The 23,780-nt window shown below is 38.3% G+C and carries 21 protein-coding genes; 8 read left to right on the top strand and 13 right to left on the bottom strand.

Annotated features, from left to right (window positions below; genetic code table 11):
* Window positions 1-61: 61 nt before the first annotated feature.
* From yajC to secF, 3 genes are all read left to right on the top strand, one after another.
* A complete protein-coding gene (gene yajC / locus AC27E9_RS06640) occupies window positions 62-397 on the top strand; it encodes a preprotein translocase subunit YajC (RefSeq protein WP_487079789.1) in 336 nt (111 codons plus the stop codon).
* Between the two features lie 148 nt (window positions 398-545).
* Window positions 546-2,393 (top strand): protein translocase subunit SecD, encoded by a 1,848-nt coding sequence (secD, locus tag AC27E9_RS06635; RefSeq protein WP_487128497.1) that lies wholly within the window; start codon window positions 546-548, stop codon window positions 2,391-2,393.
* A gap of 12 nt (window positions 2,394-2,405) precedes the next feature.
* A complete protein-coding gene (gene secF / locus AC27E9_RS06630) occupies window positions 2,406-3,353 on the top strand; it encodes a protein translocase subunit SecF (RefSeq protein ID WP_487128495.1) in 948 nt (315 codons plus the stop codon).
* Window positions 3,354-3,424: 71 nt separating this feature from the next.
* Here secF and AC27E9_RS06625 read toward each other — a convergent pair whose 3' ends face one another.
* Together AC27E9_RS06625 and AC27E9_RS06620 are read right to left on the bottom strand one after the other, a co-directional pair.
* Window positions 3,425-4,444, bottom strand: a complete 1,020-nt coding sequence (locus AC27E9_RS06625) for a tetratricopeptide repeat protein (RefSeq protein ID WP_487128493.1) — start codon at window positions 4,442-4,444, stop codon at window positions 3,425-3,427.
* An 11-nt stretch (window positions 4,445-4,455) separates the two neighbouring features.
* Complete coding sequence (locus tag AC27E9_RS06620; protein WP_487128491.1) at window positions 4,456-4,866, bottom strand: hypothetical protein; 411 nt, start codon at window positions 4,864-4,866, stop codon at window positions 4,456-4,458.
* Window positions 4,867-5,133: 267 nt separating this feature from the next.
* On the opposite strand from AC27E9_RS06620, the gene AC27E9_RS06615 reads away from it, so the two are divergent.
* From AC27E9_RS06615 to AC27E9_RS06605, 3 genes are all read left to right on the top strand, one after another.
* Window positions 5,134-6,804, top strand: a complete 1,671-nt coding sequence (locus tag AC27E9_RS06615) for a hypothetical protein (protein ID WP_487128489.1) — start codon at window positions 5,134-5,136, stop codon at window positions 6,802-6,804.
* A gap of 76 nt (window positions 6,805-6,880) precedes the next feature.
* Window positions 6,881-9,574: a TonB-dependent receptor plug domain-containing protein gene (locus AC27E9_RS06610; protein WP_487128487.1), complete on the top strand. Its 2,694-nt coding sequence runs from the start codon at window positions 6,881-6,883 to the stop codon at window positions 9,572-9,574.
* 236 nt (window positions 9,575-9,810) lie between these two features.
* On the top strand, window positions 9,811-10,608 hold the full coding sequence (locus AC27E9_RS06605) for a hypothetical protein (RefSeq protein WP_487128485.1): 798 nt from the start codon (window positions 9,811-9,813) through the stop codon (window positions 10,606-10,608).
* Window positions 10,609-10,703: 95 nt separating this feature from the next.
* On the opposite strand, the gene AC27E9_RS06600 is transcribed toward AC27E9_RS06605, so the two are convergent.
* The 11 genes from AC27E9_RS06600 to AC27E9_RS06550 form a co-directional block, all read right to left on the bottom strand.
* Entirely contained in the window at window positions 10,704-11,945 is a 1,242-nt protein-coding gene (locus tag AC27E9_RS06600; protein ID WP_487128484.1) for an AAA family ATPase, read from the bottom strand.
* 23 nt (window positions 11,946-11,968) lie between these two features.
* Window positions 11,969-13,117, bottom strand: a complete 1,149-nt coding sequence (locus AC27E9_RS06595; RefSeq protein WP_487128482.1) for an AAA family ATPase — start codon at window positions 13,115-13,117, stop codon at window positions 11,969-11,971.
* A gap of 369 nt (window positions 13,118-13,486) precedes the next feature.
* Complete coding sequence (locus tag AC27E9_RS06590) at window positions 13,487-13,798, bottom strand: hypothetical protein (RefSeq protein WP_487128480.1); 312 nt, start codon at window positions 13,796-13,798, stop codon at window positions 13,487-13,489.
* Between the two features lie 327 nt (window positions 13,799-14,125).
* Window positions 14,126-15,400, bottom strand: coding sequence for a sensor histidine kinase (locus AC27E9_RS06585; protein WP_487128478.1), 1,275 nt, complete (start codon window positions 15,398-15,400; stop codon window positions 14,126-14,128).
* A complete protein-coding gene (locus AC27E9_RS06580; RefSeq protein ID WP_487128476.1) occupies window positions 15,390-16,091 on the bottom strand; it encodes a response regulator transcription factor in 702 nt (233 codons plus the stop codon). Before AC27E9_RS06580 ends, AC27E9_RS06585 begins: the two co-directional genes overlap by 11 nt.
* 68 nt (window positions 16,092-16,159) lie before the next feature.
* Window positions 16,160-17,287: a type 1 glutamine amidotransferase domain-containing protein gene (locus AC27E9_RS06575; protein WP_487128474.1), complete on the bottom strand. Its 1,128-nt coding sequence runs from the start codon at window positions 17,285-17,287 to the stop codon at window positions 16,160-16,162.
* A 78-nt stretch (window positions 17,288-17,365) separates the two neighbouring features.
* Window positions 17,366-19,849, bottom strand: coding sequence for an ABC transporter permease (locus tag AC27E9_RS06570; protein ID WP_487128472.1), 2,484 nt, complete (start codon window positions 19,847-19,849; stop codon window positions 17,366-17,368).
* On the bottom strand, window positions 19,843-20,529 hold the full coding sequence (locus tag AC27E9_RS06565) for an ABC transporter ATP-binding protein (protein WP_487128470.1): 687 nt from the start codon (window positions 20,527-20,529) through the stop codon (window positions 19,843-19,845). The genes AC27E9_RS06570 and AC27E9_RS06565 overlap by 7 nt, the downstream gene beginning before the upstream one ends.
* A gap of 178 nt (window positions 20,530-20,707) precedes the next feature.
* Window positions 20,708-21,175, bottom strand: a complete 468-nt coding sequence (gene bfr, locus AC27E9_RS06560; RefSeq protein WP_487128468.1) for a bacterioferritin — start codon at window positions 21,173-21,175, stop codon at window positions 20,708-20,710.
* 20 nt (window positions 21,176-21,195) lie between these two features.
* The gene (bfr, locus tag AC27E9_RS06555) at window positions 21,196-21,660 is read right to left on the bottom strand and encodes a bacterioferritin (RefSeq protein WP_487128466.1); all 465 of its coding nucleotides are present in this window, start codon (window positions 21,658-21,660) and stop codon (window positions 21,196-21,198) included.
* A gap of 184 nt (window positions 21,661-21,844) precedes the next feature.
* The gene (locus tag AC27E9_RS06550; RefSeq protein WP_487128464.1) at window positions 21,845-22,039 is read right to left on the bottom strand and encodes a bacterioferritin-associated ferredoxin; all 195 of its coding nucleotides are present in this window, start codon (window positions 22,037-22,039) and stop codon (window positions 21,845-21,847) included.
* A gap of 299 nt (window positions 22,040-22,338) precedes the next feature.
* Between AC27E9_RS06550 and AC27E9_RS06545 the strand changes: the two genes are divergently transcribed.
* Both AC27E9_RS06545 and AC27E9_RS06540 read left to right on the top strand, forming a co-directional pair.
* A complete protein-coding gene (locus AC27E9_RS06545; RefSeq protein ID WP_487128462.1) occupies window positions 22,339-22,689 on the top strand; it encodes a metalloregulator ArsR/SmtB family transcription factor in 351 nt (116 codons plus the stop codon).
* 63 nt (window positions 22,690-22,752) lie between these two features.
* A complete protein-coding gene (locus AC27E9_RS06540) occupies window positions 22,753-23,778 on the top strand; it encodes an ArsJ-associated glyceraldehyde-3-phosphate dehydrogenase (RefSeq protein ID WP_487128460.1) in 1,026 nt (341 codons plus the stop codon).
* Window positions 23,779-23,780: the final 2 nt, after the last annotated feature.

Below are 23,780 nucleotides of genomic sequence, written 5' to 3'. Positions count from 1 at the left end.
TTAGCAGGTTTAATTTTACCATTTTATAAATACTGATTAGAAAAAATAATAAGAGGAAATTATGAGTTTATTTATTAGCCAAGCCCATGCTGCTGCCGCACCTGCTCAACAAGCTGACGGTACATCAATGTTAATTATGTTAGCGGTTTTTGGTTTAGTGTTTTACTTTATGATCTATCGTCCACAAGCTAAACGTGTAAAAGAGCACAAAAGCTTAATGGCTGAACTATCAAAAGGTGATGAAGTACTTACGCAAGGCGGCATTGTTGGTAAAATTGTTAAAGTATCAGACGAGAAAGACTTTATCGTTGTTAGCATTGCTGAAGGTACTGAAGTAACAGTACAAAAAGGCGCTGTAAATGCTGTATTGCCAAAAGGTACAATGAAGTCTCTATAACGAGTCATTATTGTTAAAGCTTTAGCGACATTGAAAGTGCTTGTTGATATTTTATCAATTGGCACTTTTGCGTAACTAGAGCAATGAAATACTGATAAACTTCGTTCCAATATTTTAGAACGATTCAAAAAGAAGATAGGATGAACTTGTGTTAAACAAATATCCATTGTGGAAGTCATTAATGGTGCTATTTATAGTGGCTATTGGTGCTTTGTATGCGTCTCCAAACCTTTATGGTGAAGACCCTGCGGTACAAATTTCAGGCTTACGTGGCGTAGAAACTACAGCAACGACATTAGATACAGTAAAGTCGCGATTAGATAATGAAAGTATAACGTACGCTAGCATTGTTTTAGAAAACGGCCAAATTTTGGCTCGATTCAATGATACTGAACAGCAGTTACGTGCTCGTGATTTACTTGATGAAAGTATTGGTGAACAATACTCAGTGGCGTTAAACCTAACACCAGCTACGCCTGAATGGTTAGCAAGCCTTGGCGGTACGCCAATGAAGTTAGGTTTAGATTTAAGTGGTGGTGTTAGCTTCCTTATGGAGGTGAACATGAATGAAGCCATTGTTAAAGCGCAAGACAGTTTAGTTGATGACTTTCGCACTGGCTTACGTGGCGAAAAGATTCGTTACCGCTCAGTGAAAAAAGCTAATGACGCTATCAATATTCAATTCCGTAATGTTGAAGACTTAGACAAAGCCGATTCTTTTCTTTCTAAGCAAAATCGTGATCTATTAATTGAAACGAACGAAGATACTTTAACTTTATCGGCAAAAATGACCGAGCAAAAGCTAAAGGAGACTCGCGAGTATGCACTTCAGCAGAACATTACCATTATTCGTAACCGTGTTAACGAGTTAGGTGTTGCTGAGCCATTAGTGCAACGCCAAGGTAAAAAGCACATAGTTATTGAATTACCTGGTGTTCAAGATACCGCAAAAGCGAAAGAAATTTTAAATGCCACTGCAACTATTGAGTTTCGTTTAGTTGATACAGAAGGTGATTTAGGTGCAGCATTGAATGGTCGTGTGCCGGGTAGTTCTCAATTATTAAAAGAACGTAATGGCCAACCAGTTTTATTGAAAAAACGCGTAATGCTAACCGGCGATCATATTGTTGATGCAGGTTCAAGCTTCGATGAGTACAGCCGACCACAAGTAAATATTACTTTGGATTCTGCTGGTGGCAGTAAAATGTCAAATGGCACAAAAAATAGCATTGGTAAGCCAATGGCTACAGTATTTATTGAATACAAGCCAACTGACCGAGTTGACGCTCAAGGCAATACTATTTTTGAAAAAATTGAAGAAGTGATCAGTGTCGCTACTATCCAAGCGCGTTTAGGTAAAACTTTCCGTATTACTGGTGCAGGAACGCAAGCAGAAGCACATAATTTAGCATTATTACTACGTGCTGGTGCTTTGATAGCACCAATTCAAATTGTTGAAGAACGTACTGTTGGTCCAACATTGGGTGCTGAAAATGTTCAATTAGGCTTCCAAGCTATTATGATGGGCTTTGGTTTAGTTTTCTTATTTATGTTGGTTTATTACCGCGCATTTGGTGTTGTGGCTAACTTAGCGCTAGGCGCTAACTTAGTGCTGATCGTTGGTGTTATGTCAATGATCCCAGGTGCAACTTTAACTTTACCAGGTATGGCGGGTATTGTTTTAACCGTTGGTATGGCCGTTGATGCGAACGTACTTATTTTTGAACGTATTCGTGAAGAAATGCGTGAAGGAAAATCGGTTCAGCAATCAATCCATCAAGGTTATGACGCTGCTTTCTCAACCATTATTGATGCCAATATTACCACTTTAATTGCAGCGTTAATTTTATTTGCTGTTGGTACTGGCCCGATTAAAGGGTTCGCCGTTACATTATCAATCGGTATTATCACCTCTATGTTTACTGCTGTAGTTGGTACTCGTACAGTTGTTAATGCGGTTTGGGGCGGTAAACGTCTCGATAAACTTTCTATATAGGGCATCAAGACTATGCAAATTTTAAAATTAAAAGAAACTGTTGCCTTTATGAAATACCGAAAGGTAGCTATGGTATTTAGTATTTTGTTAATGGCAGGTTCTATCTTTTCATTAGCAACTAACAAGCTTAATTTTGGCTTAGATTTTACTGGTGGTACATTAATTGAAGTAGGCTTTGAACAAGCGGCTGACTTGAACCAAATTCGTGGCATTATGGACTCGAATGGTTTTGACGATGCGGTAGTTCAATTGTATGGTTCAAGCCGAGACGTTGTTATTCGTTTAGCTACTCGTGAAGATATCAAAGCAGAAATGTTAGGTAACCAAGTACTTGCACTTCTTCAGTCTGGTACAGGTCAAACTATCGATATGCGCCGTATTGAATTTGTTGGCGCTAGTGTTGGTGATGAGCTTGCCGAACAAGGCGGTTTAGCTATGTTAACTGCGCTTATTTGTATCTTAGTATATGTTGCTTTTCGCTTTGAATGGCGCTTTGCTTTAGGTTCCGTATTCGCATTGTTTCATGATGTATTATTAACGCTAGGTTTATTCTCGGTATTACAACTTGAGTTCGACTTAACGGTACTTGCGGCGATACTTGCGGTAATAGGTTATTCACTCAACGATACTATCGTTGTCTCTGACCGTATTCGCGAAAACTTTAGAAAAATACGTGTTGGTGGCCCTGAAGAAGTGATTAATATCTCACTGACGCAAACCCTATCTCGTACTTTTATCACTTCAATTACAACATTATTAGTATTGGCTGCTTTGTTCTTTAAAGGTGGTGCGCTAATTCATGGTTTTGCTACAGCATTACTATTAGGTGTATTTGTTGGTACTTACTCTTCAGTTTACGTTGCAAGTTCAATTGCTTTAGCATTAGGTATTTCAAAAGAAGACTTAATTCCAGAAGTGATTGATAAAGAAGGTGCAGACCAAGAAGAAATGCGCCTGTAAAGGTAATTACTTTTTCTTGTTAAAGTTCTAAAATGGCTCGCAAATTTGTGAGCCGTTTTTTATTATTTACCTTAAAGCCATTTTTGATATGCGCTTAAGTTGGTATCTTTTAATGAGGCAGTTAATAATTCGATAGTGTTCGCATTAGGGTTATTTGAGATGCTTTCTTGCCACTTAGCTTTTGCCTCCTTTCTTGCACTTTTATTTTTAATTTTATCGGCTGCAATAGCCCGTAAAAACCACTTCCAACCGCCATCAACATTTAAGTCAATTAACTGAGTTGAAAGCGAGAAAGCGTTTTGCCACTCCCCTTGATATAAAGCAACTAATACGGCGTTCTCCAAAATAAATGACTTTTCATCGCCAATAGCAATATCACTGCCCTTATGAAAATCAGCAAGTGCGTGGTTAAGCTTATTTTGTTTAATATATAGAAAACCGCGAGTATTGTAGTAGTTAGCTAGAACCTCGCTAAAGGGGAGTTTACTTTCAATATTTATTGCCTTAGTTTGGGCTTCAGTTGCTTGCACAAGTTTATTTTGCTTTGCAAGAATTTCTGATTTAACGGAATACGGGGTTGAAATATTGTCTTTTAAACGAATAGAGTCATCAACCATTTCTAAAGCTTCAGGTAATTGGTTTTTTGCTGATAAATCAACAGCTTTAGCTAAGTAATATATATTGTCTTTTAAATCACTATAGTTTTTATCTTTTTGGTAAGTTTCAATGACTTTAAGTTGCTCTGGTGATGCTCGACGATTAACTTTTTTGGCAATAACATCAGACACTAATTGCTGCTGAACTTCTTTGACACTAATGCCACTTTTTTCATAAATACTTTTACGAATAGCTTTCATCTCAGCTTCGATGGTATCAAGTCGATTTACAAGCTTAGTATTTTGCACAATTTGTTCAGAAAGTTGAGATGTTAAATTTGAAATAGCTAAGCCAAATAAAGTGATCAGCATAACTAAAACGGTAATAAATATGACTGTCTCAAAGCGAAAATGTTGCTTACTTTTTGAATTCATCCGTTCGTATAAATCATCAATACTTTTAACGGTAGTTTTTTCTGACTCTATAGGTTTCATGACTATAGCCTCTATTTACTAGATTCGTACATCTTGCTTAATATCTCTTCGCCACCTTGTTTAAGGCAGGTACTTGTTTTCATATATTCAAATGCTGCTTGTGGTTGTTCAATATCAATGTGGAAAATGGCTATGTTGCAAGAGTTTTTGCAGCACCAGCACTTTTGTATTTGATACAAAGAAAACATTAAAACAATTGATAATATGGTACCGGTTCCCAGTAACTCCGTAATTTTATCTACCATTGAACTTGTCACAAGTAGGTAAAATATAAAAATAATTGAGACGATAGAAATAACCAATAAAACAATGTGAAACTTTAAATAGAAATTCAAACCGGACTTAGTACTGTCAATAAAACGATTGGCTGCTTTCGCGTATATTGAAACTTGCTGTGAGGGAATGTCGTGTAAAATGTCCATGCCTTTGCCACCTAGCTTCCTTAAAAAGGTCGTATAAATTATAGTAAAACCTCTATAGAACGCCATAATATTGAGCTGTTCAATAAAATATTAGGTTAACTGATTATGTAAACCCAACGTGCCGTTGTCACATTTCTGACTTACTTGTGTCACTTGTTTGTCAAGTTAGCGAAATAAAAACTACATATTATTTCAACAATTCTGTCATTTTTGCTCCGTACTATTATCGCAAATTTTTTAATAATAAATCTGCGGAGCAGAACTGTAATGAGTATCAAAAATCTATTTAAAGTAAGTGTAATCGTGAGTGCTATGGCTTTAGTTGGTTGTGGTGGTGACATTAAGATTAAGCCAACCGTAAACGATAATAGTGTTGATAACAGCACCAATAACTCAAATAACACTGATGGTGGCGGTAACACGGGTGATACTAACCCATGTGCAACTCGTGGTGACTTACAAGGTTCATACGATGGTCGTGATTGTAACTACACCGCAGCATTTGCCAGTAAAAATGTTGAAATTGAAACTGACTTAACCTTCAACGAACTACCTGAAGACGGTGTTCATGTTTTTAACGGTGCACTACTTATTGGTAAAGACTGCGATACGACAACAGGTTGTACTATTGCTGCCAACGGCCCAACATTAACCGTTGTTGAAGGTGCCAATTTAGCATTTACTTCTGGTGAAGCAATTATTCGCATTGGTCGTGGTGCAAAAATTAACGCTATCGGCACCTTAGAAAAGCCAATTACATTCACTTCTGCTAATGCTTATGAGCGCTTAGATGTGGTTGGTAACGGCGCACAGTTTGCTGACTGGGGCGGAATTATCATTAACGGTTTTGGTATTACTAACCAATGTACCGACGCGCAACGTGCGGCAACTACCTGTAACGTAACTACTGAAGGTGTTACTAGCTACTTTGGTGGCAACAACAATGCTGACAACAGCGGAACTATTCAATTTGCTAACATTTGGTATGCAGGCTCTGGCCCTCGTTCAGGTGGTGAAGGTGATGATCTTAACTCATTAACATTGAACGCTGTTGGTTCAGGATCAGCATTTGACTATATTCACATTCACCAAGGTTTTGATGATGGTATTGAATTCTTCGGTGGAGCTGCCGATATTAGTCACATTGTGGTAACTGATACGCAAGATGACGCGATTGATATCGATGCAGGTTGGCAAGGTAACGGTCAATACATTTTTGTTAAGCACGGTACCGTGAAAACGAAAAAAGAAGTGGTAATCCCGGCTGTTGTTGAAAACGGTGTGGTTGTTGAAGACGAAAGAGTTTTTCCTGCCGGCTCAGATGTATTCATGGGTAACAACGGCTTTGAAACTGACGGTGAGAAAAACGGCGGCGCAGAATACTCTGAAGCACCAACCTCAAACCCAACATTTGCTAACGTAACGGTAATTACATCTGACGGCAGCTCAGTACGTGATGACGACCCTTCACAAGCATTTAAGTTTGATGATGCCATTAAATCAATGTACTACAACACACTTATCGTAAAAACAGACGGCACCAACGGTACTAACTGTATTGAGCATAAATCAGACGGTGAAATTAACGTTGATGAAGTGTCATTCTCTAACTCAGTAATGGCTTGTGTAAACGAATTTAAAGGCGAGCAAACGTTTATCTCTGGTAAAGAGCCAGCTGCATTAACCGGTACAGCAAAAGCTGATTGGTTCGACAACAGCGGTGCAAACCAGCGTATTGCTAGCACTTCAAGTGTATTGGCTAATGCTTTCGCAACAGACGTTGATTCAGCAGACATTACCGTGACTGCTAACGACTTATCAGGCTTAGATGCTTTCTTCCAAGCGGGTAACTACATCGGTGCTGTATCAGAAAACGATACCAACTCAGACTGGTACAAATGGGTTGAAGCGGCTGTTACAGCAGCAGATCAAGATTAATTAACGGTTTAAAACCAGTTTAGACGCAGTGAGTGCTGCGTCTTTTTTTAACTTGATTTGAAAGCAGGATTTAAACATGACAACTCAACATAGACTTAAAAGAGTTTCTCTTGCCGTTGGTCTGGGGTTATTAGCCAATGTCCCAAGTGTATTGGCACAAGGCACACCAGAAGAGAACGACGTAATGGAAGAGGTTGTAGTTAAAGCAACCCGATTACAAGGTAGTGCCGCGGCAGTTATTGAAGAACGTCGTAACCAAGCGTTTGTGGCCGATATTTTAGGTTCAGAACAAATTTCAAAAACGGGTGACAGCGACGCCGCATCAGCATTACGACGAGTCACTGGCTTAACGCTCGTTGACGGCAAATTTATCTATGTTCGTGGTTTAGGCGAGCGTTATTCAAGTGCCCGTTTAAATGGCGCAAATATTCCAAGCCCTGATTTAACGCGAAATGTGGTGCCGCTTGATATATTCCCAGCCAGCATTATTGAAAGTTTATCAGTGCAAAAGTCATATTCTCCATCTATGCCAGCGGCATTTGGTGGTGGTGCAATCGACATTAGAACTAAGTCAGTACCAAAAGATTTTGTCGCTAGTTTCGAAGTAGGCTTAGCTTACGATGAAAACTCACAAGACGGTTTCACCTATAACCGTCAAGGCAACGGCTTACCAAGCGAATTACAAAACGCCATTGTGCAATACAAAGGTGACTTTTCACTGCGTAATATTATCTTAACCGATAACTTAACTGACACTGATTCAGCAACGCGTGGCGAGCAAGCAACGGCGATTAACCAAAATTTATTAAAATCATTACCACGTAACATGGTAATGAAAGACGAGTCGCTTGACCCAACTTACAATTTCAAAGCCAGTATTGGTAATTCATTTGATGAGAATTACTTTGGTGGCCAAATTGGTTTCCTTGCCGCAGTTTCTTACGACAACAAATGGCAGTTTGCTAACAAAAAGTCAGCGGTGATCAGCGAAAACTTCTCTGATGACTGTAGTGAAACGTTACTGAACGATGAGCAAATAGCTAACGCCTGTTACAACACGGTTAAAACCTCACAAGTAACGACCGAAAACGAACGCTTAAGTGCTGTTTTCAACGTAGGCTATAAGCTTGATAACCACGAGCTAGCTTGGACCAATATTTATCTTGAAGATAACGAAGACGAAAGTGTTATTGGTATTATTGAAAGCCCAAATGGTAGTACCGTTGACACTATTTTCGGTAACGGCCAAGCACAACGTTCTCACGAATTTAATTACGAAGAACGCAGCCTAGAAATTATGCAGTTTACTGGTAAACATACCTTTACCGACTATGCTGGCTTAGGTGTTGATTGGCAATATACGGAATCAACCGCAGAAACTGAAATACCAACCGATGTTAAATATAAGTTTATCGACACTTATGCTGACGGCGCTTATCAAAAGTCTGATATTACCGGTGATGACAATCGCGTAGTTTATTCATACTTAGCACTTGAAGATAATGTGAAGTCATACAGTGGTAATGTAACATTACCGCTTTACTTTGAAGATGTTGAACTTGAGTTTAAAGCAGGTTACGACTTCTCCGATAAAGGCCGTTACTATACGACATCAAGCTTTACCGTGAATAACGACAGTGGCGTTAAAATTCCGGTTAATTCAGGTGCTGATACCGTACTTGAAGTTACCAACTATTTAACCGATGAATTGCTTGATAACAACAGCATCTTAGTTGACTTTAACGAGCCAACAGCGCCAGACGCTGATGATTATCTAGCAGGGCAAAAAATTGATGCCGGTTACGGTGCATTTGACTTAATTTACCAAGGTAAATGGCGTGTCAGTGGTGGTGTGCGTTATGAAGAGTTCAAACAAACCTCGTTAGCCACCTCAAGTTTGATTTTCAAAAAAGAAGACTTAGATATTTTCTTCTCAGAAGAGAAAATTCAAAATGGTAGCATTATTGAAGATGACTTCTTCAGCGCACTATCGTTTACCTACATTGGTGGCGACGATTACCAAATTCGTTTTGGTTACGGTGAAACAGTTGTTCGACCTGATCTACGTGAAGTTGTGCCAGTTGCTTATTATGACCCTTTAACAGATATTCGTACCATAGGTCGCGTTGGGCTTAAAAGTAGCCCAATTAAAAACTACGATGCCCGTTATGAATACTATGCTGACAATGGCGATAACTACTCTGTAGGTATGTTTTATAAAGATATTACTAACCCAATCGAGTCAGTATTGTCAATTGGTGACGAAGACTACACCTTATCATTCGTTAATGGTGAAACGGCTGAGGTTTACGGTATTGAAGCGGAATGGTTACACGACTTAACGTGGTTGGCTGATGGCTTCTTTACTTCTGGTAACATCACTTTAAGTGATTCTGAAGTATCGATTGACCCAGCGTTTGCCGGCAACTTAACGAATCCGAAAAAACGTATGACTGGCCATTCAGAATACGTGGTGAACTTACAGCTTAACTACGACTCTGCTAACGGTAATCATAGTAGCTCGTTAGTTTATAACGTATTTGGCGAACGTATTATTGCGTCGGGTGTTGGTGGCAGGGAAGATGCGCTAGAGCAACCGTTTCACTCGCTTGACGCGGTTTATACTTACTACCCTGATTTTAACTCGAAAGTAAAAGTTAAAGTGAAGAATTTACTCGGTGAAGACCAAGAAGTCACACAGTCTGATATTACCGTACGTTCAAAAGAAGTAGGTACAATATTTAGCGTTAGCTACACCTACGACTTTTAATTAAGTATCCGTTGTAGTTAAGTTGCTATAACTTAGCAGTTTTAGTTAAATGCTTTAACTCAACAAGCGTAAAACAAAATGTTTAAAAGCCAGCTAGGAAACTAGCTGTTTTTTTTATTGCTGATAAATTGCAATTGGTAAAGCAAGGTTTCACAAATTTTTCACAGCCTAATCGCTAAGCTGTCCGCATCTCTTATTAAGAGTTAAAAATTATGAACTGTGGATTAGGAGTAGGTATGGCATTGCATGTTGGGCGAGTAAGGTTTTCATTGTTATGTGTTTGTTTAATGGTAAGTGGTGTTTTTGGCACTAGCGCTCGAACTGCAAATATAGGGAACTTAGAGAATTTAGAGGCAAGTGAAACCAGAAGCCTTAAAGAAAAAATTAACCAAGCCATTGTTAAGTTTGAACAAACCGACCGTAAACAGTGGGGCTTTACCGTTAATCGTTTCGAAAATGAAGAGGGTGATATCACTGAAAGTATCGAACAATTTACCCCAAACGCAGATATCAAAAAGCGATGGTTACTGATCAGTGCTAATGGTGAAAAAGCAACAGTAAAGCAACAAGAAAAGTTTTTAAAAAAGAAACAAAAGGCCAAAGCAAAGGCAAACGACAATAACAAGAAAGCTACCGATAATAACAGCTATACCATCAAGTTAAGGGAGCTGATTAACCAAGAAACGCTTACCTATCAATCTGAAACTAGCAGCCATATTGAAATGAGTTTTCAAGTCACCTTAAGCCAATTTGGTGATGAAACCAAAGGCAAGTTAGACGGCCTATTGTCGTATAACAAACAAAGCGAGTTTATCGAAACCATTACTATCACCAACAACGCGCCATTTTCACCTATGTTCAGCGCTTCGATTAACGAATTAAACTTAACCTTTAGCTTTACACAAATTGATGAAGCGGTGCTGTTTCGCGAACACACATTACAAATGAAAGGCACATTTGCGTATTTTGTTGAGATAGATGAAGTGTCTAAGGATGCTTATTTTGATTATCAGTATCGAGAGGTTGTAAAGTAGAGGCAAGTAGTAGAAATTTACCGCCTCGACAATAGGCAATAAAATTATTGATGAAAGGGCAAAAATAACTATTTTTTGCCCTGCTAAGTTTCATGTTAGGCGTTGACTTCACCAACACTCTGAACTAACGACACATATTGTTCGTGGTCGTTTTGTTTTATTTTGTCCAAAATGAATTTAGCTGCTGTATGCATTTCTGGTACTTCTATTGGTGTCGAGCCCCGCTCAAAAACACCTGCTAAATGAGAATACTCGTTATTGATCCTGTCACTAAGGATTGCAGGTACACTTTCTTCACCGAAAAATGACTTTAGAGTTGTCTGAGTCATGCCTTGATCAGGGTATTTGTAATACAGGTATATTTCAAAAAACTTTCTCGCATTATTTCCAAAATTATAGAATGTAGTGTAGTTATCATCGTTTATTGCCGTTATAGCCGCGCATTTATGAACCTGATGAAATAAAAAGTTAAACTCTGTTACATACTCTTTTAGATATTTAGGCATTAAGGAAATCTCACTAGTTTGATCTGTTCTATTGATAATGAAATATTGAAATTTCTTTTTATTCGATGCTCCTGGAAGACGTTTAAGATATTTTAAGAAATCTAAATTATGAGTTGAAATAAACAATTGCTCAAAGCGATTTCTCTCCTTTATTTCGCCAGCATCATCATATGTTTCTGGTGTGGCAATTTCTGCATTAATAAGGCTGTAAACAAAGAAAATATGATTTGCATCTAGACTTGAAATTGGATCATCTATCCAAATAATAGGCTGGTTCCCTTTAGTCTCGATATCTTTAAGTTTCGCCATGAAGTAACAGAAAGCAATTAAACTGCATTCTCCTTCACTTAGATGGTAAGCTTTTTGCTCATTTCGAGTTACTTCAAATCGATATCCAGTACGAACAAGGGGAGATGTTTCCTCAATAGCTTTCAAAGAAAGTGACTGGTGACCAAAAAAATCATTTAAATATTCATTTACTTGATCCGCACCTTTACTTTCATCTTTAAGTTGAGCTTTTAATTCACCTATCTTCTTCCTTTTGGCACTGACCTTGGCATTTGCAACTATTTTCAATCTAGCAGCAGTAGTTTGCTCTTCTTCTAACTTTTCTATTGCCTTAGTTTCATCAACATAGGTGATATCGTTTATAAATGTAAATACTTCGTGTAGTCTTAGCGCATCACGAGCTTTAAACTGATCGCTACTTAATGATGAGGTAGATTGATTCGCTTTATTTCGGTATTCCTCAAATGAAAGCCTAATATTATTCAATTCAGTCTCAACTGTAGTAGGCTCTTCAAATACTATATCTTTAAAGATGTCTTCCATTCGGGACTTTACTTGAACTTCTATCAACTCGATAGTTGCAAGGTAACTTTCGGTACATTTGAAAGCTCTTCTTTTAAAGTATCAAGGTCTTGATGAAAATTGGAATAAAAGTCTAAATTATTAATTTTTAATAAGTTTGGGAGTCTGGCTTTTTCTTTCTGTATCGTAGCTAATAAACCTCTCAAATCTGATAGAAGATTTTCAGATTCTTGATTGAAATGTTTATCTAATTTATCCCAAAGCTCTGGAGATAAATCATTTCCACAAAATGCACATTGTTCTCTTTTATTTTCATGCTGTTCTCGCCCTGAACGTACCCAAGCTGCAAGAACACTATCATTGATTAATTCTTGAATAGGAGCTGATGCTTGAATCTTTTTTTCTATTAATTCTTTAGCCTGTGAAAGTATTGATGAGTATTTCAGGCTAAAAAGAGAAGATTCTCTAATCTCTTCTTTAGGGGTTTCCTTAAGAAGAGAAAGCTTCATTACTAAATCTTCATCAGTAATAGGGGAAAAAGAGTCCTTTATAACGTTTCGTATATCACTTTTTATTTTGGTCAGGTTGTAATTAGCGTTCCCGAAAACTTTATTATGCTTTATTCCACTACTAGCTTTATTTGCTTTGTCGCGTAACTTCTGTTCTAAGGCAGTTAATTTTCTGTTATATGCATTTTCTGCCCTCGAGTGCTCTTCATTTGCTTCAAGAGATTTTCCAATAAGACCATCTTTATCCTCGACACTCCTAAGCTCAATTTCATTGGTTTCAATTTCCTCTTCAAGCCTAGTATTGTCTTCACCAAGAATTGCGAATGAATTAATAGTTTGCTCGTCATCAGTGATAAAGCGTAAGTTATCTCGAACAAAATCTTCATTGAATACTCTAATAACATGGCTATGTGTCGTTAATGAACGTTGTGTAATTTCACTTCCATCAGCAAGGCTAAATTTAAATTCAGGGGTTAGGTATTTATTAGAAAGCACGCCTATTTCAGCTGATCTAATAATTCTTGATAGTGTTGTTTTCCCCGAATAGTTTCGACCGTAAATAACATTAATATTTTTAAATTCAGCAATGTTATTACCACCATCTCTTACTGAATTTGTCCATTGGAAGTTTTTATAGACAGCTATATTTTTGATGTTATCTATTTTTAATATTGGTGAAGACATCGTGGGTCACTCCTTGACTAGTTTAGGCACATAGCAAGTTTACTATGAGAAAATAAGTAAAGTTAAATAAATGTTATATTTACCTTTTAACTTTATTTTTATCGCATAACCTAAATATACCAGAGCCATCAATCAATTAACGTTACAGGATTGAAATAAGCTTGCGCGAAATCATGAAATATTTGTTTAACTGAAAAGGAGGGAATACTTACCCAAGAGATACATAGGCATATAAGGAAATAATCAACGTTTATTAATTACATGTTGAAACAGAAACGAGTGTTTCAAGGCTACTTCGGTCTGTAGTTACCAGCTTAGTTTTCATAAACTTATGTTAATGATGTTGAAAAAGGAAGGTTTTAACTTGTCTTAGCTTTCCTGTTTTTCTCGGCGATAAACCACCGCCCAAAAGTAAACTAAAATCGCTATCCAGTGCAGAAAAAATAAACTTAAGCCAATTAACACGCGATGCTTGTTGGTTTTGTTTTCAATAAAGTCTTCTAGCATCATTATCCAAAAACCAATGAAGGTAATAAAGGTTAGCGGAATAGCTATTTTTGCGAACAATGGCGCGTTGTTCCAGCCACCGACATAATAGAATTGCTGAATTGTTCCAGTTAAGAAACCTAGCGCCAATGCGACAACTACCAAGGTATACCAAAAGCCTGCAACAATTTTCATAAACATTTAAAACATATGGTTGAAATTAGCGGCGATAATAGCCTGCCTAACTCGCGAGTGAAAGAGGGCAGATCAAATTATCGGTATTTGTATTGAATATTTCTTATTACTTGCATCAATCAACCATTTTACTTAGCAGATATGTCACAACACCAACTGATAGTATGTGGGTCTTATAGTGACTGATTGTGGGGGAATCGATAGACTCTGCTTTAAGATAAGCAGTTTCACTTGATGTTGAAAACAAGTCGATAGGTAGCAAATCTACGGCAAATAGTACAATTGAAACGGTTATGAGAATTTTGCTAAATAACAGTAAAAATTTACTCATTTTGAAAATGCTACCGAAACCACTGTGCCGTTATTGCTTTCAACGGTTAGTTGCCAGCCTTGATGCTCGCATAAACGTTTAACGATGGATAAACCAAAACCGTAGCCAGTGCTTTGGCTACCTTTTACTGCTGGCGCGGTGATATGCGAAGAAATACCCTCTTCAATACCTGGGCCGGTATCGCTGATCACTAATTGGTTATTGATAAAATCAACGTTAACTTCGCCACGGTTGGTGTATTGAAAAGCATTACTGAGCAAGTTATCAAGCAATACTTTTAGCATGCCTGATTGTGCATGTATTTGGGTATTACAGTTGTTTATTACATCAACTTCTACCGCTTTGCCGTTAAGCATATAGCTATGATCTAAAATCGATTGTTCAACCAATGGCAAAAGCTGAATGAGGGTTTTTTTTTCACTGTTATGCTCTTCTCTCGCGAGGATTAACAGTGTGTTCACCGTTTGTTCCATTTGCATGGCTGCATCAGAAATACGGCTGATTAATTGGTTGTTGTCATTATTCTCGCTATTTTTACTGTGATAAACCTCAACGGCATTTTTAATGATGGCGACGGGAGTTCGTAATTCATGGCTAGTATCGCGGGTAAAGCATTTCTCACGCTCAAGTGCCTTGCTAATTTGCTGCATGGAGTTTTCAAGTGTGTGCGCTAAGACGCCTATTTCATTGTTGGGGAAGTTATGGGCAAAGGTGTTCGGAATGTTTTCAGGAGCAACACCGTCAACTAAGTCGGCTAGCTGCTTAAGTGGTGTTGCGGTTTTTCTACCTAACAACCAAGCAATAAAAAATGCCACTAGTGAAAGTATGCCGCCAAATATTAAAAAGAACTGAATTACGCCGTCTCTGATCGGCCGAACCAGTAAATTTTGACTGACCTCGGCAACTAAATAAACATTTTCATTTTTAGATAGGGGATATAAATGATAATGCCTACCTTGTTCTCCATAAAACTCTTTGCGTTGTGGCTCATCTAAAAACTGTTGCTGCATATCTGCAGGTAAGGTGCTTTTTGATAAATACACTGACATATGAGGTACACGAGCTTTTGGCCATTGGCCTGTTGCTTGATATTGCGTTGTTAAAAAGTTTGCTTCTTGTGCGACTTCACGTTCAATAAAACTGTCTTCTAGGTTGTATAGAAGTATCAGACAGAAAAAACAATATATCGCTGATATGACTAAAGTGAATATGCAAAATTGCGCGACAATACGTCGGCTCAAGCTATGAGTTTTTCGGGTGTTATTGTTCATTTTTAACCTCTAAGGTAAAACCAACACCGTGTACGGTTTTCAATATGGGGTAGTCAAAAGGCTTATCTAAAATATTGCGTAACTGATAAATGTGAGAGCGCATAGCGTCAGATTCTGTTGGTTCATCACCCCAAATTTTTTGCGTTAACATTGAGCGGCTAACAACTTGCGGGTAAGCTTCGGCGAGAATGGTGATAATACGCACGCCCATAGCATGTAGCTCAAGGGGGGTATTGTCTCTCGATACTTGTTTTCTTTGCCTATCAATGGCTAAAGGGCCAATAGTTAAAATGTCAGTTGTTTGCAGTAAATGACGTCTTGATAAGGCTAAACACCTGACTTCCAGTTCTTGTAATGAAAATGGTTTCGTTAGGTAATCATCGGCGCCGGCGGTAAAGCCAGAAACTTTATCATCGATACTGTCTCGTGCCGTGAGCATTAATATCGGAATATGACGATTAGCGAGTTTTCGTATTTGCTGACAGACCTCAAGCCCGTCCATTTTTGGAAGGTTAAGGTCGAGTATGATTAAGTCGAAGTGGTTTTCTAATGCTAGCTCAAGTCCATGTTGCCCTTGATTGGCAAAGTCGAAAGTGTGGCCTTTGCCCTCCATGTATTCTGCGATATTTTCGGCAATGCTTTGTTGATCTTCAACGAGCAGAACATTAAGTGATGTTGCTTGTGCTTTCATATACCTACCAAATGTAACATAAACACCGCAATCAATTTAATTGCGGTGTTGTTCGGTGATTCTAATTTTTATAATGATAACGTTTTTAACATGTCTAATGCTGGTTTGTAATCAGGTTTTGCTACGAGTAATTGATTTAAGGTGTTTTTTGCATCAGTAACGCGTCCTAACTTATGTTGTGTAGAGGCTATTTTCATATCTAACATCGGATTGTTAATGGTTTTTTGTGCTATGGTCATTAACGATAATGCTTGCTCAAATTGTCGGTTACTTTCTGCCATTTTTAAATAATAAAAACCGTACATACCTGCTAGTGCAAGGTGATGTTGTTCTGGAGCATCTGCCAAGGTATTTAACGCTGTTTTATCGCCAGCGAGAAACTTTGCAATAACCGCCATGGTGTTGTCTTCAATGTCTTTTTCTTGTGCGGCTGGCGTTAAGCCCAACATTTTCACTAGTGCTGTTGCCACATCAACGGTTGATGTTGGGTTTTGTCCGGTAATTAAGCGCTCATCAATGGCAACATGGCTTAGCATAATTTCACTCGATTGAAATTGTCCGCCTCGTTCAGTTAATTTGTCTTCCAGCATAAATTCAAACTGGCTCAGCCACCTTTTGCCAAATAGCTTTTCTTCTTGATTGGTAAAGCCGTTAATTGCTTTATTAGCGACTAAGTAACTGCCATCGTCAAGCTTAACGTCGACTAATGCTGCTGGACCATGACATACAGCTGCAACGGTGCCTTTACTTTGATAAATGTCGGCAATAAAAGCTTGTAATGCGGTATCTTTTGGTAAGTCAAACATGGCACCTTTACCACCAACAATAAATATTGCGTCGTAGGCATTTGCATCTAAATCAGCTGTGGGTAAGGTATTGTCCAATTTAGCCATAATAACTTGGTCTGCCAATACCACAGCATTGTATGACTTTTTAGGGTCATATTTATCAGCTTGCACTTTACCGCCGTTAGGGCTGGCTATATCAACTGAAATGCCATTGGCTTTAAACACTGAATAAGCTTTGGCGAATTCATCGAATTCATAGCCCGGCTTTTCTACTCCTTGTTGCTGACCATAACCACTAACAACCATAACCACTTTCTTTTCAGAGGTAAATGCGCTTGCCTGCACGGATAGCATGATTAAAACTATTAGCGCTAAGAATTTATTTATCGTTTTTACTAAAGCTGTCATAGGTATTCTCCTTAAAATTTATGTTAATCATGCCGCGTATACTGTGAAACAGATGTGAAATATTGAGCGAAATTTTGTTTAGGTATCAGACATTAATTGCTTCACCGAACTTTGTAAGCTGTGTCTGCTGGCATATATGCCTAAGCCGGTAACAACAGACAAAATTATTGCTAAGGTGATGAATAGCCAAATAAAGTCAGGCTGATAGTTCAACGAGAATTGAGACTGATAGATCAGCATACCGGAAAAGTATGTACCTAGAATAGTGCCAATTGCGGTGATGCTTGCGGTAACGAGCCACTCAATAATATTAAGTTTTAAACAGGTAGCTCGAGTAAAACCAAAGCTCATAATGATACTGTTTTTCTTCTTTTCTTGAGACTCCAAGGCACTGATAGAGGCGAGAATAACGACGCTGGCGAGAATTATGATCATCAATGAAAAGCCGCTGATAACTTTGGTTATCATGGCTAACATGCTATCAAAACGTTCAGTGACTTCTTTTAGCGATACCATTCGCAGTGTTGGAAATTTTTGCCAAAGTGCGGGCAGTAATGTTTCTTGTTGCTGAGTTAACTCGATACTAGCCATGCTGTAATGTGCTGATTGAATATGAGCTAATGCAGTTGGTGGCATTTGCACCCAAAAAGTAATAGAGCCGGCACCTGGCTGAAATACATGACTAGCCACTATTTGTAGTTTTACTTGTTGTTGGCCGATGAAAAACGTTAACCAGTCGCCAAGTGCTAAACCTAAGTCAGTCATCACTTCCTCTTCAATGGATATTTGTTGCCAATTTTCTGTGTTTTTCTGCCACCATTGCCCCTCAATAACTTTGTTGTTTTTCGGTACGGCTTCACTCCAATGTAAGCGAATGGCATGGCTAAAGGTTGCCATACTATCGCTAGGTTTACTGCTAAATTCAGCCAGTGTTTGATTATTCACAGCAATTAATTTGGCGTACATGTAAGGCTTAGCTTGGCGAACATCGATAGCATGTTCGTCTGCCCAGTTTTCAATAAACTGCATTTGTGGTTTAGTGGCTTGCGAAACAATGATATTGCCATCATGCTGGCGTTGATAAGAAGTCATAGTGTTACCTAAATCTTTTAGCAACATTAAGGTAAACAAGAGTAAAAATGCGCATAAGCCAACGCCTAGTATTTGGGTGCTTTTGCTGATCAAGCGTTGCTTCATCATAAATAATGAAAATGGTATTAGGCCAGAAAAGCTTTGGCTTAACTTTTCGCCAACGGTTAGTGAACTCCAACTGACTACTATCATTACCACAATGGTAAAGCCGATAGCGGCAACCATCATCAAAGTTAACAAGGCATTGTCTGAATAGCTGATAACAACTAAAGATAACACCACCAAGCTACTTAATTTACTTAACCAGTGGCTTAAGCCTTGTTTGTTATTGCTAAATAGTTTTGCAACTGAGTTATTGCGTAATGATAGCCACACCGGGGCATGGAAAATAGCGAATATGGTAGTCACCGCCAGAACTGAATGCAGCATTGATGTTAGGCGCCATTGCCAAACTATTTCTGTAAATGTTTCATTTAACCAGTTTATGATCAGCCAATGACTTATCGCTGACAAAGTGACAACAACCGGCATTATTAGTAGCAGGCCAAATAACCATTTCAAAATAGAAACTTGAATGCCGGTACTTTTTGTTGCGCCAAGGCTCATGCAAATTGCTGAAAAATATTGATCTTTTTTAATATGCACTTGGGTTAATTGGTTGATGGCAATAGCAGCCATAAAGAATAAAAGAATCGATGCCAAGCCCATAAAGTTTTCTGTTCGTTTCCAGAATAAAGCTAAAGGATGATTGCCTTGTTTGTGATGTACTTGCGCAGCAGGGAGGTTTTCTTTTTGCCATGTTATTAGCGCCTTAATTTGGCTGGCAGAGCCTGCAATTAGGTAACGGTAGTGTATTAATTCTGGGGCGAATTCAAGTGACTTTATATCAAGAGTATTGATCATCGCACGCATATTAACGTTATGACCTTCCATCAAGCGATCTGGCTCGTGATGTAATACTCGAGCAACTAAAAATGCTTGGTTTGCTATTTGTAAAGTATCGCCAATGTTGATTGATAAGCCAGCAAGAAGTCTAGCGTCGAGCCAAATATGTCCTTGCTCTGGGCCAGATTGTGTTGCAACTTCTTTATCGTTAAGAGAGCTTGAGGTGAATAGCTGGCCTTGCAACGGGTATTGCGCGTCGACCGCTTTTAATTTCGTACGTTGCCAATGTTCATTATGGGTTAGTGTTGTTTTTATATCTTGAGTTTGGACAATGGTGTTGGTGATTGCAGCGAGTTCTTTTTGCTGTTTTATGGTTAAAGCGCTAGATTGACTTAACACCGCGTCAGCACCTAACAAGCTTTGCAAATTATCGTTTAAATATGCCTGTATACTTTGGCTTGTTTGGCCTAAGGTCATAATGAATAATAGTAAAATCCCCTGTGTCCAACGCAATAACCGTTGGTGAGATGAGCTAAACTCTTGTTGGTAAAAATGCCAAGCAAGCTTACTGTTACTAATTAACATGATGCCACCTTCAATATGTTAGTTTCTTGCGTGCTTAGCTGACCTTCAGCGAGTGAAAACCTGTGCTGTGCTCGTTCAGCCAATACTTCGCTGTGTGTCACAGCCACTAAACCGGCATTATTCTCTTGGCAACAGGTAAATAGAATGTCGGCGATTTCGCTGGCACTTTTTTGGTCTAAGTTACCGGTAGGTTCATCAGCGAATATAAATTTAGGTTCGAATACCAACGCCCTTGCTATTGCAACACGTTGTTGTTCGCCACCACTTAACTGACTGGGTTTATGATCGAATCGATGTTGTAAACCAACTTTCTCAAGCCAATGTTTAGCTTTTGTTACGGCGTTCTTATCTCCTCTTAATTTCAGTGGTAGGGCTACGTTATTTAGCGCAGTTAATTCTGGTAGGAGATGAAACTGTTGAAATATAAAGCCAATGTCGCTCCTTAATTCAGGTAACGGTTTTGTTTGCTCGCCATTGACATAAGTACCTGTGCCTGAGGTTGGCTCTTCTAAGCCGGACATCAACATTAATAAACTTGATTTCCCCGCGCCAGAAGGACCAGTGATGGCGTATGACTTTCCACGTGATATGGTTAAGTTGAGGTCTTCAAATAATGTTACCTTAGTATCATTTGTTTGAAATGACTGACAGATATTCCTTAGTTCAATGTTGCAGGGCATAACGAAGCTCACTTTTAAGCTAATTAATAGAAATTATCCATTATCTTAAAACTGGCTTTGTGAAATGGCTGTGAAATAGCTTAATAAGGTGACAGTAAGAATGTTAACTGAGCGATATAAGGAAGTAAAAAAGCCAGCATTGATGCTGGCTTTTGAGTATTTGATATTTAGTACTTACTTAAAGCTGTGATTGAATATAGTTTTCTAGTCCGATGGTTTTAATAAGGCCAAGTTGTTGCTCTAACCAAAACGCGTGATCTACTTCTGTATCATCAAGTAGTTTTTCTAGTATTTCGCGAGTAACGTAGTCTCTTTCTTGTTCACACATAGCAATGGCTGAACGAAGTGCTTTCGCTACTGCGTACTCAACGTCTAAATCACTTTGCAGCATTTCAGGTACTGTTTTACCAATGTGTAAACCTGGGCGGGTTTGCATATCTGGCGCGCCCTCTAAGAACAAAATTCGTTGTATCAACATTGATGCATGTTGCTTTTCATCATCAAATTCGTGGTCAATGCGTTCGAAGAGCTTGTTAATGCCCCAATCTTCATACATGCGTGAATGAATAAAGTATTGATCCATTGCCGCTAGTTCATAGGCTAATAAGCCATTTAAAGCAGATATAACTTGAGTATTACCTTTCATTTTATTTACCCTCTAACGGTTTAAAGCTGCGCTTGAATATATTTTTCAATACCCATGTTATCAATTTGGTATTGTTGAGTTTCTAGCCAATCTAAGTGTTCTTCTTCGTCATTTAGAATGCTATCAAGCATTTCACGACTTACGTAGTCTTGCTCTTGCTCACATAAGGTAATAGCACTGCGTACGATATCTATTTGAGCGGTTTGAAAGCGGGTGTCACAACTGATCATTTCTTGCGTATGTTCACCAATAGCAAGCGGCGAAAGTTGCTGTAAATTTGGTAAGCCTTCAAGGAATAATATACGCTCGATAACTTTATCGGCTTGTTTCATATCGAGAATCGATTTCTTATAACATTTGCTATTTAAGGCATTAATGCCCCAGTTTTTATACATGCGGGCATGAAGAAAGTATTGGTTAATAGATGTTAGTTCGCTGGTTAGTACTTTATTTAGTATTGCGAGAACTGCGGGATTACCTTTCATTAGTGCCTCGATAAACGTTGTTTTATGTTGGCAGTAATTATAGGAAGAAAATAGCGGAATGCAAAAGGTAATTGCTAAAAAACCTTAAAAAACAAATGGTTGATAATGGTAATTGTTATCAGTTGTAATTAGAGGAGGCTATCAAAATGAACTACTTGAGTTTAATTAGTAAGTTAACTAAGGCCTAACCTACTTCTTTAAATAAACTTTCATCGATAATGGTGTCATCAATAATATTTTGCGCCACTTTTACACAAGTGCCACATTGTGACCCTAATGGTAGGTGTTGTTTTAGTTCACGCATAGAGCCGACGCCGGCTTCGGTGACTAGCTGCTTAATTTGACGGTCTGTGATGCCTTTGCAAATACAAACAAACATAAATATATTCACCAATGATTGATAATGCGATTGATAATAGTTCTTATTTAATGTTATTTCAACAATTAATTTCTTATAAAGTATTAGTACATTGAAAAGTAAAGAGTTTAATTTTTAGGCATATTTAGGAAGTGACTTAGTTATCGACTAAGTATAACTATTAGCCTGTTTTATGTGATTTAAATCATCTTATTAGGTTTGTTTGGACAGTTATATATAACTAAAATCATATATAACTATTTTGTTATGTTTGTAGTTGCTGTATGATAGCTTTCATTCATTTAGATGGAAGCGTGTTCATGTCGCCCACAGTATTTTATAAAAACTTAGCTGATGATATTCGCTTAAAAAGCATCTTGCTTATCACAAAAGAAGGTGAGCTTTGTGTTTGCGAATTGATGGTCGCGCTCAATGAGAGTAGCCAGCCGAAAATATCACGGCATTTAGCACAACTTAAAAAAGCGGGGGTATTGGTAACTCGTAAACAGAAACAATGGGTTTTTTACACCCTAAACCCTGATATCCCTCTATGGTCAAAGAACGTTATCACCTTAACATTAAGTGAAAATTTAACGTTTATAGCTCCAAATCTGCAAGCTTTAAATAAGATGGGCGACAGACCAACTCGTATAGCAAGTTGCTGTGAGTAGAGTTTAAAAACATTGTTAATTCATTAAACGATTTGAAAAATAAACATTGATAGGGAAAGTATCATGACAATTAAAATAGGTATTAATGGCTTTGGCCGTATGGGGCGCTTGTCAATGCGTGCAGCGTATGATTGGGATGATATTGAAATTGTTCAAATTAATGATCCTGCGGGCAATGCGGAAACCTTAGCTCACTTGTTAAATTTTGATTCAGTGCACGGTATTTGGCAGCATCAGGCAACACATAAAGATGAAAATATCATCATCAATGAAAATAAGATTGCTTGTAGCCAAAATCGTGATATTGCTGATACAGATTGGTCAGGTTGTGATGTTGTAATTGAAGCTTCGGGCGTGATGAAAACCAAAGCCTTATTACATGCTTATTTGGAGCAAGGCGTAAAGCGAGTGGTTGTTACTGCGCCAGTTAAAGAAGACGGCATTTTAAATATTGTGGTTGGTGTTAATGATGATGAATACGATGCTGATAAATTTCCCATTGTTACGGCGGCTTCTTGTACCACTAACTGCTTAGCACCCGTTGTAAAAGTGATTCATGAAAAAATTGGTATTAAGCATGGTTCAATGACAACCATTCATGATATTACCAATACGCAAACCATATTAGATGCACCCCATAAAGATTTACGCCGTGCTCGCGCATGTGGCATGAGTTTAATCCCAACTACCACAGGTTCGGCAACGGCAATCACTCATATTTTTCCTGAGCTTAAAGGAAAATTAAATGGTCATGCGGTGCGTGTACCATTAGCCAATGCGTCAATTACTGACTGTGTTTTTGAGCTTGAGCGAGCGACCACGGAACAAGAGGTTAACGGTTTACTAAAATCAGCGGCAGACAATGAATTAAAAGATATCTTAGGCTTTGAAGAGCGCCCGTTAGTTTCTATTGATTATAAAACTGACCCACGTTCGAGTATTATCGATGCGCCGTCAACTATGGTGGTTAATGGTACTCAAGTTAAACTTTATGTTTGGTACGACAATGAATGGGGATATGCCAATCGCACTGCCGAAATAGCGCGCATGGTTGGTCGTTCTGATTTAGCTGCGAATAAAAACCGTTAGTG

Source organism: Colwellia meonggei (assembly GCF_057537295.1).
Note: the sequence above shows the minus strand (reverse complement) of the source record. Positions and strands in the feature narration are given on the sequence as shown.

Coding starts and splice junctions, on each gene's coding strand:
- AC27E9_RS06545 (WP_487128462.1), top strand. CDS start 22,339: ATGTCGCCCACAGTATTTTATAAAAACTTAGCTGATGATATTCGCTTA.
- AC27E9_RS06590 (WP_487128480.1), bottom strand. CDS start 13,798: ATGAAAATTGTTGCAGGCTTTTGGTATACCTTGGTAGTTGTCGCATTG.
- AC27E9_RS06565 (WP_487128470.1), bottom strand. CDS start 20,529: ATGCCCTGCAACATTGAACTAAGGAATATCTGTCAGTCATTTCAAACA.
- AC27E9_RS06540 (WP_487128460.1), top strand. CDS start 22,753: ATGACAATTAAAATAGGTATTAATGGCTTTGGCCGTATGGGGCGCTTG.
- AC27E9_RS06620 (WP_487128491.1), bottom strand. CDS start 4,866: ATGGACATTTTACACGACATTCCCTCACAGCAAGTTTCAATATACGCG.
- bfr (WP_487128468.1), bottom strand. CDS start 21,175: ATGAAAGGTAATACTCAAGTTATATCTGCTTTAAATGGCTTATTAGCC.
- AC27E9_RS06625 (WP_487128493.1), bottom strand. CDS start 4,444: ATGAAACCTATAGAGTCAGAAAAAACTACCGTTAAAAGTATTGATGAT.
- AC27E9_RS06615 (WP_487128489.1), top strand. CDS start 5,134: ATGAGTATCAAAAATCTATTTAAAGTAAGTGTAATCGTGAGTGCTATG.
- AC27E9_RS06580 (WP_487128476.1), bottom strand. CDS start 16,091: ATGAAAGCACAAGCAACATCACTTAATGTTCTGCTCGTTGAAGATCAA.
- bfr (WP_487128466.1), bottom strand. CDS start 21,660: ATGAAAGGTAATCCCGCAGTTCTCGCAATACTAAATAAAGTACTAACC.
- AC27E9_RS06610 (WP_487128487.1), top strand. CDS start 6,881: ATGACAACTCAACATAGACTTAAAAGAGTTTCTCTTGCCGTTGGTCTG.
- AC27E9_RS06570 (WP_487128472.1), bottom strand. CDS start 19,849: ATGTTAATTAGTAACAGTAAGCTTGCTTGGCATTTTTACCAACAAGAG.
- AC27E9_RS06575 (WP_487128474.1), bottom strand. CDS start 17,287: ATGACAGCTTTAGTAAAAACGATAAATAAATTCTTAGCGCTAATAGTT.
- AC27E9_RS06605 (WP_487128485.1), top strand. CDS start 9,811: ATGGCATTGCATGTTGGGCGAGTAAGGTTTTCATTGTTATGTGTTTGT.
- AC27E9_RS06585 (WP_487128478.1), bottom strand. CDS start 15,400: ATGAACAATAACACCCGAAAAACTCATAGCTTGAGCCGACGTATTGTC.
- yajC (WP_487079789.1), top strand. CDS start 62: ATGAGTTTATTTATTAGCCAAGCCCATGCTGCTGCCGCACCTGCTCAA.
- AC27E9_RS06550 (WP_487128464.1), bottom strand. CDS start 22,039: ATGTTTGTTTGTATTTGCAAAGGCATCACAGACCGTCAAATTAAGCAG.
- secF (WP_487128495.1), top strand. CDS start 2,406: ATGCAAATTTTAAAATTAAAAGAAACTGTTGCCTTTATGAAATACCGA.
- AC27E9_RS06595 (WP_487128482.1), bottom strand. CDS start 13,117: ATGTCTTCACCAATATTAAAAATAGATAACATCAAAAATATAGCTGTC.
- AC27E9_RS06600 (WP_487128484.1), bottom strand. CDS start 11,945: ATGGAAGACATCTTTAAAGATATAGTATTTGAAGAGCCTACTACAGTT.